Origin of the sequence: Phenylobacterium sp. SCN 70-31 (assembly GCF_001724605.1) — a bacterium.
Lineage (GTDB): Bacteria > Pseudomonadota > Alphaproteobacteria > Caulobacterales > Caulobacteraceae > Phenylobacterium.
This window is the reverse complement of sequence record NZ_MEEX01000006.1, coordinates 1-13,516: the sequence shown is the minus strand read 5'-3', so window position 1 is coordinate 13,516 and position 13,516 is coordinate 1. Positions and strand designations below refer to the sequence as shown.

At 70.4% G+C, this 13,516-nt stretch carries 13 protein-coding genes; 10 read left to right on the top strand and 3 right to left on the bottom strand.

Annotated features, from left to right (window positions below):
- Positions 1-21: 21 nt before the first annotated feature.
- On the top strand, positions 22-1,650 hold the full coding sequence (locus ABS78_RS05405) for an NAD(P)/FAD-dependent oxidoreductase (protein ID WP_293375825.1): 1,629 nt from the start codon (positions 22-24) through the stop codon (positions 1,648-1,650).
- Positions 1,651-1,678: 28 nt separating this feature from the next.
- Here ABS78_RS05405 and ABS78_RS05400 read toward each other — a convergent pair whose 3' ends face one another.
- A complete protein-coding gene (locus tag ABS78_RS05400; protein WP_293375823.1) occupies positions 1,679-2,914 on the bottom strand; it encodes an acyl-CoA dehydrogenase family protein in 1,236 nt (411 codons plus the stop codon).
- 160 nt (positions 2,915-3,074) lie between these two features.
- Positions 3,075-4,187 carry an acyl-CoA dehydrogenase family protein gene (locus tag ABS78_RS05395; protein ID WP_293375821.1) on the bottom strand — a complete coding sequence of 371 codons (1,113 nt, stop codon included), beginning with the start codon at positions 4,185-4,187 and terminating at the stop codon, positions 3,075-3,077.
- Between the two features lie 171 nt (positions 4,188-4,358).
- Between ABS78_RS05395 and ABS78_RS05390 the strand changes: the two genes are divergently transcribed.
- Positions 4,359-4,727 carry a hypothetical protein gene (locus ABS78_RS05390; RefSeq protein ID WP_293375819.1) on the top strand — a complete coding sequence of 123 codons (369 nt, stop codon included), beginning with the start codon at positions 4,359-4,361 and terminating at the stop codon, positions 4,725-4,727.
- An 89-nt stretch (positions 4,728-4,816) separates the two neighbouring features.
- Entirely contained in the window at positions 4,817-5,116 is a 300-nt protein-coding gene (locus tag ABS78_RS05385; protein WP_293375817.1) for a hypothetical protein, read from the top strand.
- Between the two features lie 36 nt (positions 5,117-5,152).
- On the opposite strand, the gene ABS78_RS05380 is transcribed toward ABS78_RS05385, so the two are convergent.
- Entirely contained in the window at positions 5,153-6,082 is a 930-nt protein-coding gene (locus tag ABS78_RS05380) for an aldo/keto reductase (RefSeq protein ID WP_293375815.1), read from the bottom strand.
- 179 nt (positions 6,083-6,261) lie between these two features.
- Between ABS78_RS05380 and cpaB the strand changes: the two genes are divergently transcribed.
- The 7 genes from cpaB to ABS78_RS05345 all read left to right on the top strand — a co-directional run bounded on the left by cpaB (position 6,262) and on the right by ABS78_RS05345 (position 13,420).
- Positions 6,262-7,170 carry a Flp pilus assembly protein CpaB gene (cpaB, locus tag ABS78_RS05375; protein ID WP_293375813.1) on the top strand — a complete coding sequence of 303 codons (909 nt, stop codon included), beginning with the start codon at positions 6,262-6,264 and terminating at the stop codon, positions 7,168-7,170.
- Between the two features lie 5 nt (positions 7,171-7,175).
- Entirely contained in the window at positions 7,176-8,522 is a 1,347-nt protein-coding gene (locus tag ABS78_RS05370; protein WP_293375811.1) for a type II and III secretion system protein family protein, read from the top strand.
- Positions 8,519-9,697, top strand: coding sequence for a cellulose synthase operon protein YhjQ/BcsQ (locus tag ABS78_RS05365; RefSeq protein ID WP_293375809.1), 1,179 nt, complete (start codon positions 8,519-8,521; stop codon positions 9,695-9,697). Before ABS78_RS05370 ends, ABS78_RS05365 begins: the two co-directional genes overlap by 4 nt.
- The gene (locus ABS78_RS05360; protein WP_293375807.1) at positions 9,697-11,085 is read left to right on the top strand and encodes a CpaF family protein; all 1,389 of its coding nucleotides are present in this window, start codon (positions 9,697-9,699) and stop codon (positions 11,083-11,085) included. Before ABS78_RS05365 ends, ABS78_RS05360 begins: the two co-directional genes overlap by 1 nt.
- Positions 11,086-11,087: 2 nt before the next feature.
- Positions 11,088-12,047: a type II secretion system F family protein gene (locus ABS78_RS05355; protein WP_293375805.1), complete on the top strand. Its 960-nt coding sequence runs from the start codon at positions 11,088-11,090 to the stop codon at positions 12,045-12,047.
- A 3-nt stretch (positions 12,048-12,050) separates the two neighbouring features.
- A complete protein-coding gene (locus ABS78_RS05350; protein WP_293375803.1) occupies positions 12,051-13,010 on the top strand; it encodes a type II secretion system F family protein in 960 nt (319 codons plus the stop codon).
- Between the two features lie 221 nt (positions 13,011-13,231).
- Entirely contained in the window at positions 13,232-13,420 is a 189-nt protein-coding gene (locus ABS78_RS05345; protein WP_293375801.1) for a YdcH family protein, read from the top strand.
- Positions 13,421-13,516 lie beyond the last annotated feature (96 nt).

Genomic DNA, 13,516 nt, shown 5'->3' with positions numbered 1-13,516 from the left:
GGACCCGCTACATAGGCCGCGATGCTGCGGATCTCGGAACTCAAGCTGCCGTTGGACCATGCGCCCGAGGCCCTGCCTGCGGCGATCGCCCAGCGGCTGGGCGTGCCCGACGCCGACCTTCTCAGTTGGTCCGTCTGGAAGCGGGCCCACGACGCGCGGAAGAAGGCCGCCATCCTCAAGGTCTACATCGTCGACGCCGAGGTGAGCGACGAGGCGGCAGTTCTCGGGCGGCTGGCCGGCGACCCGCATGTCCGCCCGACGCCGGACACCGCCTATCGCCACGTCGCCGCCGCGCCGCCCGCCCTGCCCCTCCGCCCGGTCGTGGTCGGCGCCGGGCCCTGCGGCCTGTTCGCGGGGCTGATCCTGGCCGAGATGGGCTTCCGCCCCATCATCCTCGACCGTGGCAAGGTGGTGCGCGAGCGTACGAAGGACACCTGGGGCCTCTGGCGGCGGAGCGAGCTGAACCCCGAGTCCAACGTCCAGTTCGGCGAGGGCGGAGCCGGCACGTTCTCGGACGGCAAGCTCTACAGCCAGATCAAGGACCCGCGTTTCCTCGGCCGCAAGGTGCTCACCGCGTTCGTGGACGCCGGCGCTCCGTCCGAGATCCTCACCGAGGCCCACCCCCACATCGGCACGTTCCGACTGGTGACGATGGTGGAGAGCCTCCGCGCACGGATCGAGGCCCTGGGCGGCGAGTATCGCTTCCAGCAGCGCGTGACCGGCGTCGAACTGAGCCCGGCCGGAGACGGCGCCCGGCGGCTGCGCGGCCTCCACCTCCACACGGGCGATTTCCTCGAGGCCGACCAGGTGGTGCTGGCGGTGGGGCATTCCGCCCGCGACACGTTCGAGATGCTGCACGGCCAGGGCGTCCACATCGAGGCCAAGCCGTTCTCCATCGGCTTCCGGATCGAGCACCCCCAGTCGTGGATCGACCGCGCCCTGTTCGGCCCCTGCGCCGGCCACCCCGACCTGGGCGCGGCCGCCTATTCGCTGTCGCATCACGCCGCCAACGGCCGGACGGTCTACAGCTTCTGCATGTGTCCGGGCGGCACGGTCGTGGCGGCGACCTCGGAGCCGGGCCGCGTCGTCACCAACGGCATGAGCCAGTATTCGCGCAACGAGCGGAACGCGAACTCCGGCTTCGTGGTGGGGATCACGCCTGCGGACTACCCCGGCGATCACCCCCTCGCGGGTATCGAACTCCAGCGGCGGCTGGAAAGCGCGGCCTATGTCGCGGGCGGCGGCGGCTACCATGCGCCGGGCCAGACGGTAGGCGACTTCCTGGCCGGCCGCGCTTCCATCGAACTGGGCGAGGTCATCCCCAGTTATCGCCCCGGCGTGCGGCCCACCGACCTGGCGCCCCTCATGCCGGACTATGTGATCGAGGCGATGCGCGAGGCGCTGCCCGTCTTCGGCCGCAGGATTCCGCGCTACGACGATCCCCAGGCGCTTCTGACCGGCGTCGAGACCCGCACGTCGTCACCCCTGCGCATCACCCGCGGCGCCGACTTCCAGAGCCTCAACGTCCGTGGCCTGTTCCCCGCAGGCGAAGGCGCGGGCTACGCGGGCGGCATCCTCTCGGCCGGCGTCGACGGCATCAAGGTCGCCGAGGCCGTGGCCCGGGCGATCGTCGGCCAGGCCGCGGCGTAGATCGGACGGCCGCGTCGGCCGGCTCCGCCTAACGCCCCGTCGGCACGTCCTTGAACGCCACGTCCTTGTCGACGCGGATGTCACCGGGCAGGCCCAGGACGCGCTCGGCGATGATGTTGCGCAGGATCTCGTCCGTGCCGCCGGCGATCCTCAGTCCCGGCGCGCTCAGCAACGAGGCGTGGAATCCGCCTTTTAGGGGCGCCAGCGCCGGGTCGTTGATGATCCCGTACTGGTCCAGCATCTCCACCGCGCTGTTGGCCAGGTCCTGCATCTGGTTGGCGGCCACCACCTTGCCGATCGAGCTTTCCGGCCCCGGCGTCTGGCCGCGGCTCAGCGCCGTCATGGTGCGGTTGCGGGTGTGGCGGAGGCCCTCGGCCTGGACATACCAGTCGGCGATCTTCTCGCGCACCGCCTGGTCCTTCAGCGCCGGCGCGCCGTCCAGGCCCGTGACGTTCCGCGCCGCCTCCATGAACTCGGCCCAGCCCGCGCCCGACGAGCCGCCCACCGCCAACCGCTCGTTCATCAGGGTGACCAGACTCACCTTCCAGCCGTCGCCCACTGCGCCCAGCCGCTGGCTGTCCTTGACCCGCACGCCGGTGAAGAACACCTCGTTGAAGCCCGAGCCGCCCGACATCTGGTGGATCGGCCGCACCTCGACCCCCGGATCGCTCATGTCGATCCAGAACATGGTCATGCCCTTGTGCTTGGGCGCATCCGGGTCGGTCCGGCAGACGACGATGCCGAAGTTCGAGAACTGGGCCCCCGTCGTCCACACCTTCTGGCCGTCGATGATCCAGTCGCCCGAACCGTCCGGCGCCCGCACGGCCTTGGTCCGCGCCGCCGCCACGTCCGACCCGCCCGACGGCTCGGAGAAGAGTTGGCACCAGATCTCCTCCCCCCGCAGCGCCGGCCCCACGAACCGCGTCTTGGTCTCGGCGTCGGCGAACGCCATCACCGTCGGCACGCACATGCCCAGCCCGATGGTGAACGGGTTCGGCGGCACGGGATACTTCGCCTCCTCGGTGTTGAAGATCACCTGCTGGATCGGCGTGCCGCCCGGCCCGCCCCACTCCTTGGGCCAGGTGATCTGGGCGTAGCCGGCCGCCGCCTTCTTGGCCTGCCAGGCCTTGGAGGCGGGCATGGTGTCCTTGGTCCCGCCCTCCAGGTCGTCGCCGCCGACGGCCACCTTCGGCGCATTGGCCTCCAGCCACTGGCGCACCTGGGCGCGATAGGCAGCTTCCTCGGGGCTGTCGTTGAAGTCCATATCCTAGGTCCTCATCGTCAAATCCGCGCACTCAAAAAGGCGCGCTCGCGCGCGAAACCGCGGAAAACGCGGAAAGTCGCGGAAGGGACTTCGCCCTGGCCGCTCCACCTTCCGCGTCCTTCCGCGTTTTCCGCGGTTCCATTCTTCGCCTCCGGCGGTCCTAAGCCGCGTTCCGCCGTTCGAGCTGGCTTACCAGCCGTTCCTTCCACACCCGCGGCGCGCCGGCTACGAGGCTGAGCTGGCGCGAGCGGCGGTAGTAGAGGTGGGCGTCCACCTCCCAGGTGAAGCCGATGCCGCCGTGTGTCTGGATGTTCTCCTTGGCCGCGAACCAGAACGCCTCGGACGCCGCGATCCGCGCCGCGCTGGCCGCCACCGGCAACTCGGGCGCGTTGGTGTTGAGCGCCCACGCCCCGTAGTAGGCGTTCGACCGGGCCAGCTCGTTCTTGATGTAGATGTCGGCCAGCTTGTGCTTGATCGCCTGGTAACTGGCGATCACCCGGCCGAAGGCGTAGCGCTCCAGCGCATAGGCCTTGGCCATCTCCAGCGCCTTGTCGGCGCCGCCCGTCTGCTCGAACGCCAGCAGCACCGCCGCCCGGTCGTTGATCTGCTCCAGCAGCGCCAGCCCCTCGCCCGCGCCGCCCAGCCGCTCGGCCGCCGCACCCGCGAACGTCAGCTTGGCGGCGTCCCGCGTCGGGTCCAGGGTCTTGAGCGCCTCGCGGGTCACGCCCGCCGCCACGTCCGCCAGGAACAGGCCCACCTGCCCGCCCTCCTTGGCCAGCACCAGCGCATGGGTGGCGATGTCGCCGTCGGTCACCGGCAGTTTCGTCCCCGCGAGCTTGCCGCCCGACACCGTCGCCTGGACCGACGCCGCGCTCACCGGCCCCGGGCCCTCGGACGTCGCCACGCAGCCGATCACCTCGCCGGCCGCGATCTTCGGCAGCAGCGCCGACTTCTGGGCGTCGCTGCCCGCGAGCATCACCGCCTCGGCCAGGAAATAGACCGTCGAGGCGAACGGGATCGGCGCCACCGCGCGCCCCAGTTCCTCGGCGATGGCGCACAGTTCGATATGGCCCAGCCCCAGGCCGCCGTGTTCCTCGGGGATCGCGGCGCCCAGCCAGCCCTGGGCGGCGACGGCCGTCCACAGGTCGGCGTCGTACGGCTTCAGGTCGTCGTTCAGCACCTTGCGGACGTGCGCGGTCGTGCAGTTGGCGTCGAGGAACTTGCGCGCCTCGTTCTTCAGGAACTTCTGGTCGTCCGAATAGTCGAAATTCATCTGCCCGATCCCGCCTTGCGGCCGCCGGCTGACCCGGTCTGGCGTTTCCTCGGTGCGCAGCATTGCGCGGCCGGCGGCCGGAAGAAAAGCGTGACCTCGCGGAAGGCCCGGCGGCAGGGTGTTCGACAGGTTCGATCGCCGCCAAGGTGCGGCCGGGCGCAGGAGGATGGCATGGCGGACGGCGACCACTACCTGGCGGTCTTCACCAGCGACAAGACCGGCCCGCGCTGGCGGGCCTGGTACGCGATGTCCGAAGCCGAGCGGCGGGCCACGGACGAGAAGGGGCTGGCGGCCCTGGCGGCGTGGGACGAGGCCCACCGCGACGTCATCGTCTACGAGGGCGGCCCGCTCGGGCCGACCAAGCGCACCACGGCCGAGGGCGTGGCCGACGTGGTGAACCACCTGACGGTGTTCGTGGTCGTGCGCGCCCCGTCGCACGAGGCGGCGGCGAAGCTGTTCGAAGGCCATCCCCACTTCACCATCTTTCCCTGCGACGGGGTGGAGGTGATGCCCCTGCTGGGGCCGAAGCCACAGCCATGAATCCACGGCCCTAAGGCGGTCGGGCGCGGACGCCCGCAACTCCCCTCCGCGCGCCGGCGTTCTCTCTTCGCTACAGCGAGGAGCCCGCCATGACCATCCGGACCCAGGACGCCTTCGAAGCCGCGCTAGAGGAGGTCGTCCGCCGCCTCGACGCCAGCGCGGCGAGCGAGGCCGAGACCGCCGAACTTGGACGGCTCATGGCCGAGATCGACGCCTATCGACCGACCTTCACCGCGCCGGCCGACGCCGAAGACGACCTGTCCCGGCGCGCGCAAGACCTGATTGCGCGCGCCCGGGCGCTGAAGGCGGCGTTCGACGCCCACACCTCATCGCCGTGGAACAGCCTGCCCACGGATGGCCGCGGCGTCGGCCCGACCACGGGCGTCTGACGCCCGGACCGCCAACGCCGTCCGCCGGAACGGACCTCAGCCCACCAGCTTCGCGACCTCTTCCACCTCTTCCGGCGTCAGGGCCCAGTCCGCGGTGGCGGCGTTGGTGTTGACCTGTTCGACCGTCGTGGCGCCGGCGATCACCGAGCTGACCGCCTCGTGGCCCAGCAGCCATGCGAAGGCCAGTTGCAGGATCGTATGGCCGCGCGCCTCGGCCCAGGCCGTCAGAGCCTCGACCTTGTCGAAGCTGGCCTCGCTCATCGCCGCCTGGCCCCGTGCGCCCCACGCCGCCAGCCGCGTGCCCTCGGGCGGCGCCACACCCCGCGCGTACTTGCCCGACAGCAGGCCCGACGCCAGCGGGAAGAACGGCAGAAAGCCCAGGCCGAAATGTTCGCACGCGGGCAGCACCTCGCGCTCCACGTCCCGCTCCAGCAGGGAATAGAGGTTCTGGGCCGAGACGAAGCGCGTCTGGCCCGCGGCCGTCCAGTCGGCGTCGGCGATCTGCCAGCCCGTGTAGTTCGAATTGCCCAGGTAGCGGACCTTGCCCTGGGTCACGAGGTCGTCCAGCGCCCGCAGGGTCTCGTCGACCGGGGTGTCGGGGTCGGGACTGTGGTGCTGGTAGAGGTCGATGTAGTCGGTCCCTAGCCGCTGCAGGCTGTCCTCCACCGCCTGCATGATCCACCGGCGCGAGCCGCCCTTCTTCTTCGGGTCGCCGCCCACGGCCATCCCGAACTTGGTGGCCAGCACCACCTCGTGGCGGCGCTTGCCCAGCGCCCGGCCCAGGAACACCTCCGACTGAGTCCCGCCATAGACGTCGGCGGTGTCGAAGAGCGTGATCCCCGCGTCGATGGCGGCGTTCACCACGGCCTCGGTCTGGGCCGCGTCGATCCGCATGCCGAAGTTGTTGCAGCCCAGGCCGACGACACTGACCTTGAGCCCGGAATTCCCCAGTCGCCTCACCTTCATCGCGCGTCCTCTCCGCCTCTTTTCTGGGCCCCAGCCTAGCCGTGGGGCCGCCCGTCGCGCCAGCGGATACCGGCCCTTCAGAAACCCTACCGCGATCTTCACCCTGTTTGTTCGGGATACCCTAAGGCGCACGTCGTTAACGTCGCCACGCAACCAGAAAAGCGTCGGCCGGGAAGCGAATGCGCGTCGTCACCATCGTCAGTCTGGCGGCCTCGGCCGCCCTCGGCCTGGGCGCCCTGTTCATCGCCAAGATCGCGCTCCCGAACGCCGCCTCGGCGCGGAACCCGATCGTGCGCGCCGAGGTCCAGGGCGAACCCGTGGTCGTCGCCTCCAGGGCGATCAAGTACGGCGAAAAGCTCGAGCCCGGGATGCTCACGGTCATCAAGGTTCCGAAGTCGGTCCTGCCCGACGGCGCCTACGCCTCGCTCGACGTCATCATGTCGGCCGACAAGGGCGGCCCGCCCGTGGCCCTCTTCCCCATCGCCGAGCGCGAACCGCTGCTGCCGGCCAAGCTGTCGGGCCCCGGTTCGCGGCCCACCGTCTCGGCCGCCATCACCGAGGGCATGCGCGCCTACACGCTGAAGGTCGACGACGCCGCGGGCGTGGGCGGCCACGCCATGCCGGGCGACCACGTGGACGTCGTCCTGATCCGCGACCTCACGCCCGACGGGCCGCAGCGCAACTACATCTCCTATGTGGTGGTCCAGAACGCCCGCGTGCTGGGCATGAACCTGAACGCCGACCCCACCTCCGACAAGCCGGCGGCGCCCAGCACCGCCACCATCGAGGTCTCGGTCGAGAACGCCCAGAAGCTGTCGGTCGCGGCCACCCTCGGCGAGCTGTCGCTGGCGCTCCGGCGCAACGGCGCCGCCGAGATCGCCAAGGCCCCGCCCATCCGTACCGGCGACTTTCTGGGCGGCGGCGGTGCGGCGCGGGCCGCCGGTCCGGCGCGGCCCTACTCGGCCATCCTCATCGTCGAGGGCGAACCCGCCAAGCGCAGCCGGCCGAAGATCTCCCCGGCGCCCGACACGAAGGCCCCCAGCCTGCAAGGTCCCGCCGCCGACGCCGGCCCGAGCGCCAAGAGCTGATCGACATGACCCGCCTGCCCAAAATGTCCCGAACCGTCCTGAGCGCGCTGCTCGCGTTCTCGCTGACCGGCGCAACCCTGGCGACTGCGACGCCCGCCGCCGCCCAGATCCTGGCGAGCGAGCCCGTCCTGCGCCGCACCATCCACGTTCCGCGGGACAAATCGCTGTCGTTCCGCCTGCCCGGCCCGGCGTCGCGCATCGTCGTCGCCCAGCCCGAGATCGCCAAGGTCACGGCGACGTCGGAGTCGTCGTTCTACGTCCAGGGCATCGAGTTCGGCGCCACCAACATGCTGGTCTACGGGCGCGGCGGCGGCCTCTCGGAAGTCATCGACGTCCGCGTCGGCCATGACGCCGACGGCCTGCAGCAGGACCTGCGGGCCGCCTTCCCCGGCGAGCCGATCCAGGTCCGGAACCTGGGCGAGATGCTGATGCTGGCCGGCGAGGTGTCCAACTCGGGCGTCCAGAACAGCGCCGAGAAGATCGCCCAGTCCTACGCCCCCGACTCGGTGATCTCGCGCCTGACGGTGCAGAACGCTCAGCAGGTGATCCTCGAAGTCCGCATCCTGGAGGCCAACCGCTCGGCCCTGAAGGACATGGGCTTCAACCTGAACATCTTCAACGAGTCGTTCGCCGTGGTGACCGGGACGGGTCTGATCGGGGTCAATCCGCCCCACGGTTCGATCGGCACGAACGGCGGTTGGAACGCCGCCAACATCCAGACCCAGCTCCAGGCGCTGGAGGACAAGGGCGTCGTCCGCACCCTGGCCAAGCCCAACCTGGTGGCCATCTCGGGCCAGAAGGCGAGCTTCCTGGCCGGCGGCGAGTTCCCGTTCCCCGTGCCCCAGGACCTGGGCCGGATCGTGATCGAGTTCCGGCCCTACGGCGTGAAGCTGAACTTCGTGCCCGTGGTGCAGCACAACGGCTGGATCCGCCTGGCGGTCGAGCCCGAGGTGAGCGCGCTGGACTACAACAACGCCCTGACCCTGAACCAGCTCACCGTCCCGGCCCTCACCGTGCGCCGCGCCAACACCACGCTGGAGTTGCGCGACGGCGACACCTTCGCGATGGCGGGCCTCTTCCAGCGCGGCTACGAGAACGTGGTCCAGCAGACCCCCTGGATCGGCGATGTCCCGGTTCTGGGCGCCCTCTTCCGCTCGGCGCGCTGGAAGCGCCAGGAGAGCGAGCTGCTGATCCTCGTCACGCCGCGTCTGTCGACGCCGGCCGACCACCGCGTCGAACGCCTCGACGCCCTACCCGGCCGCGAACCGTCCGCCGAGCGGCTGATGCTGGACGGCAAGTCCGGCGACAGGCCCTTCGGCCAAGGCCCATTCGCCGAGGGGGAGGGGCGTTGAGCGCACGTTCAGTACCGCTTACCGGGCAGCGTATCCTGGCCCTGGGCGCCGGCCTCGCCGCCTACGCCGACAACGCCCTCGCCGGGAGCCGCTTCGAGGCCGGCGCCATCGAGCAGGTCGCCGCACTGGGCGTCGAGCCCGCCGACCTCGTCCTGATCGACGCCGACGCGTGGGACGCCGCCGCGATGGCGACCGTGATCCGCGCCCTGTCGGCCCTGCGCGCGCCGCCGCCGGTCCTCGTGGCGGGCGAGAACCTGCCCGCGGGGCTCGTGCGCAACGTCCTGCGGATGCCGGCGGCCGATATCCTCGAGGCCCCGTTCACGCCCGAGCAGCTCGCCGCGGCGGTCCAGGCGCTTCTCGCCCAGGGCCAGCCTGCAGCCGCGCCCGCGGCTTCCGGCGTCGAGTCGCGCTGCTGGGGCGTCACCGGCGCCGTCGGGGGTTCGGGCGCCACGACCATCGCCATCGAGATCGCCCACACCCTGGCCCAGCGCGCCGCCCGGGACCGCGCGGTCTGCCTCGTGGACCTGAACCTGGCCGACGGGGCCGCCGCCGCCTACCTCGGCTGTTCGCCCACCACCCGCCTCGCCGATTTCGGCCAGGCGGCCGACCGGATCGACGCGGCCATGCTGCACGCGTTCGTCACGCCGGTGTCGAAGGGGCTCGACCTGATCGCGGGCGTCCGCGACGCCGACGCCTTCGACGCCATGAGCCGCGAGTCGATGCTCCGGATGCTCGAAGTCGTCTGCGAGTGCTACGAGTGGGTGGTCCTGGACATTCCGCGCCATCGCCGGCCCTGGACCCTCGAGGCGCTCGCCGGCTGCGACGAGGTGCTGGTGATCTCCGAGCTGACGGTTCCCGCGCTGCTGGCGGCCCGCGCCCATTCCGACGAGATCGAGGACAGCGTGAACTCGGGCCTGCGTCCCCGCATCGTGCTGAACCGCCTGGCCAGCCGGATGTTCGGGCCCGCCCCGTCGATGTCCGAGGCCGAGAAGGCGCTTCAGCGCAAGGCCGAGGCCGGGATCAGCTCCGACTGGGAAGCCGCCGCCGCCTCGGCCAACCTGGGCGGCCCGATCGCCCAGCACCGGCCCAAGTCCAAGATCGTCAAGGACGTGCAGAATCTGGTCGACCGCCTGTCGGCCCAGCCCCTGCGCCGCGACGCCAGCAGGGCCGCCTGATGGGACGGTTCAGCCTCGCCCGTTCGGCGCCGGCGACCCCGAAGCCCGCGCCCGCCGCCACCCCCGCGCCGCAGCCGGTCGCCAAGGCCGAGCCGAAACCCGCCAAGGGGCCGCCGCGCGACCCCAACCTGGACCTGCGCCTGCGGCTCCACGCCCGTCTGATCGACGAACTCGACCTCGCCAAGCTGGACAAGCTGGAGGAAGGCGAACTGCGTCGCCAGGTCCTGGGCCAGGTGACCGAGTTCGCCCGGCTGGAACGCATGGCGCTCAACGCCAAGGAACTCGACGTCCTCGGCGCCTCGATCTTCGACGAGATGGTGGGGCTGGGGCCGATCGAGCCGCTGCTCAAGGACGAGTCGATCAACGACATCCTGATCAACGGGCCGTTCCAGGTGTACGTCGAGCGCCGCGGCGAGCTTGAGCTGACCCCCATCCGCTTCCGCGACAACGACCACTTGCTGCGGATCGTGAACCGCATCGTCGCCGGCGTGGGCCGCCGCATCGACGAGAGCCAGCCGATGGTCGATGCGCGCCTGCCCGACGGCAGCCGCGTGAACGCCGCCATCCCGCCCATCGCCATCGACGGCTGTTCGGTTTCGATCCGGAAGTTCTCCAAGAAGCCGCTGACGCTGGAGAAGCTGGTCGAGTTCGGCGCCATGACCCCCGCGATGGCCGAGTTCCTGCACGGCGCGGTCAGGAGCCGCGTCTCCACCGTGATCTCGGGCGGCACGGGTTCGGGGAAGACCACCCTGCTGAACGCCCTGTCCGCCGCCATCAGCCACGGCGAGCGCCTGATCACCATCGAGGACGCCGCCGAGCTCCAGCTCCAGCAGCCGCACGTGGTGCGCATGGAGACCCGCCCGCCGAACATCGAGGGCAAGGGCGAAATCCGCCAGCGCGAGCTGGTGAAGAACGCCCTGCGGATGCGCCCCGACCGCGTGATCCTGGGCGAGGTCCGCGCCGAAGAAGCGTTCGACATGCTCCAGGCCATGAACACCGGCCACGAGGGCTCGATGGCCACCATCCACTCGAACAACCCGCGCGAGGCCATCAGCCGCCTGGAACAGATGGTGGCGATGGGCGGCCTGAACATCGGCGCCGACGCGGTGCGCTACCAGATCGCCTCGGCGGTCGGGATGGTGGTGCAGGTGAACCGCCTGTCGGACGGCAAGCGCAAGGTCACCCACGTCACCGAGATCGTCGGCATGGAGGGCGCGGTGGTCCAGATGCAGGACATCTTCCTGTTCAACCGCACCCACACCGACGAGGACGGCACGGTCCACGGCGAACACCGCGCCACCGGCCTGCGTCCGCGCGCCCTGGACGAGATGCTGCGCCGGGGCATCCACTACGACACCGCCAACTTCGACCCCAACCGGGCGCTCTGAGCATGGATATCGACGCCCGGCTCATCGTCATGATCATGATCGGCGCCGCGGTCTTCGCCGGCGTCCAGGGCCTGACCGGCCTCCTCTCGGTGGCCACCCAGAAACGTCAGGTGAACCGTCGCCTGAAGGTGGGCGAAAAGGTCGAGGGCATCTCGGCCCTGGTGGTCGAACTGCGCAAGCAGCGAGGCCTCACCGCCAGCGGCGCCCGCTCCGAGCGCCTGCGCTGGCTCTCGGACCTCATCGTCGCCTCGGGACTGCCCTACGATCAGCGGAAATGGCTCACCTATGTCGCCGCCGCCGCGATCCTGGGCGCCGCGGGGGCGGGGATCCTCACCCGCATGCCGGTCGCCGCCCTGGGCGGGGCGCTGGCCGGCGGCGTCCTGATCCCGCTGATGGTGCTCAAGGTCTACGCCAACAAACGCAACACCGCGCTGGGCTTCCAGCTTCCCCAGGCGCTGGACATCATCGTCCGCAGCCTAGAGGCCGGCCACCCCGTGCCCGCGGCGGTGGGCCTGGTCGGCCGCGAGATGAGCGATCCCATCGGCACCGAGTTCGGCATGGCCGCCGACGAGATCGCCTATGGCGCTACGCTGGAGCAGGCCGTCGAGCGCATGTCCGACCGCTGCCAGCATCCCGACGTCGACCTGTTCGCCGCCACCGTGCGCCTCCAGGAGCGCACCGGCGGCAACCTGACCGGCCTGCTCAAGCTCAACGCCACCACCGTGCGCGACCGCCACAAGATGCGCCTGAAGATCAAGGCCGCATCCTCCGAGGGCCGCGCCTCTGCCATGATCCTGACCGCCGCGCCGTTCCTGGCGCTGGGCCTGATCGTGATGATCTCGCCCAGCTTCTACGGCGACGTGATCGACGAGCCGATGGTGAAGTTCGGCCTGGCCGGACTGGGCTTCTGGATCTTCCTCGGCAACATGATCATGCGGCGCATGATCGACATGCGGCTCTGACCCATGCCGATCGAGACGCTCATCTATGTGGCGGGGCTGGTGCTGACCCTGGGCGCGGTGGGCGGTCTCGCCGTGCTCGGAATCGGCGAGCTTCGGGTCCGCGCCCAACGGCGCAGCCGCCTCGCCGGCGCCGCGGCCGGGGGCTCGGCCCCGGTTGTCGAGGAGTCCGGAGGGGCGCTTGGCGGCCGGCTCCTGGAAGGCGTCCGCCGCCTGGGCCAGCAGAGTGCAGTCCGCGATCCCGCCCAGGTCTCGCTGCTGCGCTCGCGCCTGATGCAGGCCGGCTACTACAACCGCGAGGCTCCGGTCATCTTCCTGGGGGTGAAGGCCGCCTGCCTCGCCGTGGCCACCGTCGCCGTGGTGCTCACCCTGCCCATGATGATCGGACAGAAGGGCGGCAACCTGGGCGCTCTGGCCCTCGCCGTCGGGGTCTCGCTGGTCGCCCTCTACGGCCCCGAGATGGTGCTCAAGAGCCGCAAGGCTACGCGGGAGCGGGAGTACGCCGACGGATTCCCCGATCTCCTCGACCTGCTGGTCGCGTCGGTCGAGGCGGGCCTTTCCCTCGACGCGGCGGTCACCCGCGTGACCGAGGAGCTTGACCGCCGCTATCCCCAACTCACCATCCACCTGCGGTTCCTGGTGCTGGAGCTGCGCGCGGGACGGGCCCGCAAGGACGCCTGGTCCGCCTTCGCCGACCGCCTGGGCATCGACGACGCCCGCGCGCTGGCCACCATGCTGCGCCAGGCCGAGGAGATGGGCACCAGCCTTGGTGAAACGCTCTCGGTGTTCTCGGCCGACATGCGGGCCAAGCGGATGCTGCGGGCCGAGGAGAAGGCGCTGGGTCTCTCGGCCAAGCTCACCGTGCCGCTCATCCTGTTCATCTTCCCGGCCCTGCTCGGCGCCCTGATGCTGCCCGCCGTCGCCCGCCTGATCCGTGTCTTCGGCGAGGGAACGCCCGGGAGTTGACCGACCGCGGCTGACACACGGCGGCCTAGAGAGAACAATGTTTTATTTTCTCGCCCCCCTGGCGCCCCCGGAATAGTCGCCTAACTTGAAGGTGCGGACCGGGCCCCTCTGGCGATCCCCCCGATCGTGATGTCGGACCGCGCGAAAAGGCGCGCCCGGCCCGATCTTGCCTCTCCCCCCGCAGCAGGGGTCGGGCGCGCCTCCAGCACGGAGGAGCGAATTTGCCCATCAGTCACAGACTCTATCGGCTCTACGAACAGCATCGCTGGATCGACCGCATGCTGCGCGACGAACAGCGTCGCCCCGAACCCGACGACCTTCGCCTTCGCGACCTCAAGCGCCGCAAGCTCCAGGTGAAGGACGAGATCCGCATCGCAGAGGCCGGACTCGTTCCCGCCAGCACAGGTTAGAGCGCGTTGGCCCTAGATTGAATCGAAGATTCCGCGGGGAGGCGGATCATGATTCAAGCTGTGTGCTGGGTGGAGGTCAGCACAGATGGTGAAGCC

Coding starts and splice junctions, on each gene's coding strand:
- ABS78_RS05405 (WP_293375825.1), top strand. CDS start 22: ATGCTGCGGATCTCGGAACTCAAGCTGCCGTTGGACCATGCGCCCGAG.
- ABS78_RS05400 (WP_293375823.1), bottom strand. CDS start 2,914: ATGGACTTCAACGACAGCCCCGAGGAAGCTGCCTATCGCGCCCAGGTG.
- ABS78_RS05395 (WP_293375821.1), bottom strand. CDS start 4,187: ATGAATTTCGACTATTCGGACGACCAGAAGTTCCTGAAGAACGAGGCG.
- ABS78_RS05390 (WP_293375819.1), top strand. CDS start 4,359: ATGGCGGACGGCGACCACTACCTGGCGGTCTTCACCAGCGACAAGACC.
- ABS78_RS05385 (WP_293375817.1), top strand. CDS start 4,817: ATGACCATCCGGACCCAGGACGCCTTCGAAGCCGCGCTAGAGGAGGTC.
- ABS78_RS05380 (WP_293375815.1), bottom strand. CDS start 6,082: ATGAAGGTGAGGCGACTGGGGAATTCCGGGCTCAAGGTCAGTGTCGTC.
- cpaB (WP_293375813.1), top strand. CDS start 6,262: ATGCGCGTCGTCACCATCGTCAGTCTGGCGGCCTCGGCCGCCCTCGGC.
- ABS78_RS05370 (WP_293375811.1), top strand. CDS start 7,176: ATGACCCGCCTGCCCAAAATGTCCCGAACCGTCCTGAGCGCGCTGCTC.
- ABS78_RS05360 (WP_293375807.1), top strand. CDS start 9,697: ATGGGACGGTTCAGCCTCGCCCGTTCGGCGCCGGCGACCCCGAAGCCC.
- ABS78_RS05355 (WP_293375805.1), top strand. CDS start 11,088: ATGGATATCGACGCCCGGCTCATCGTCATGATCATGATCGGCGCCGCG.
- ABS78_RS05350 (WP_293375803.1), top strand. CDS start 12,051: ATGCCGATCGAGACGCTCATCTATGTGGCGGGGCTGGTGCTGACCCTG.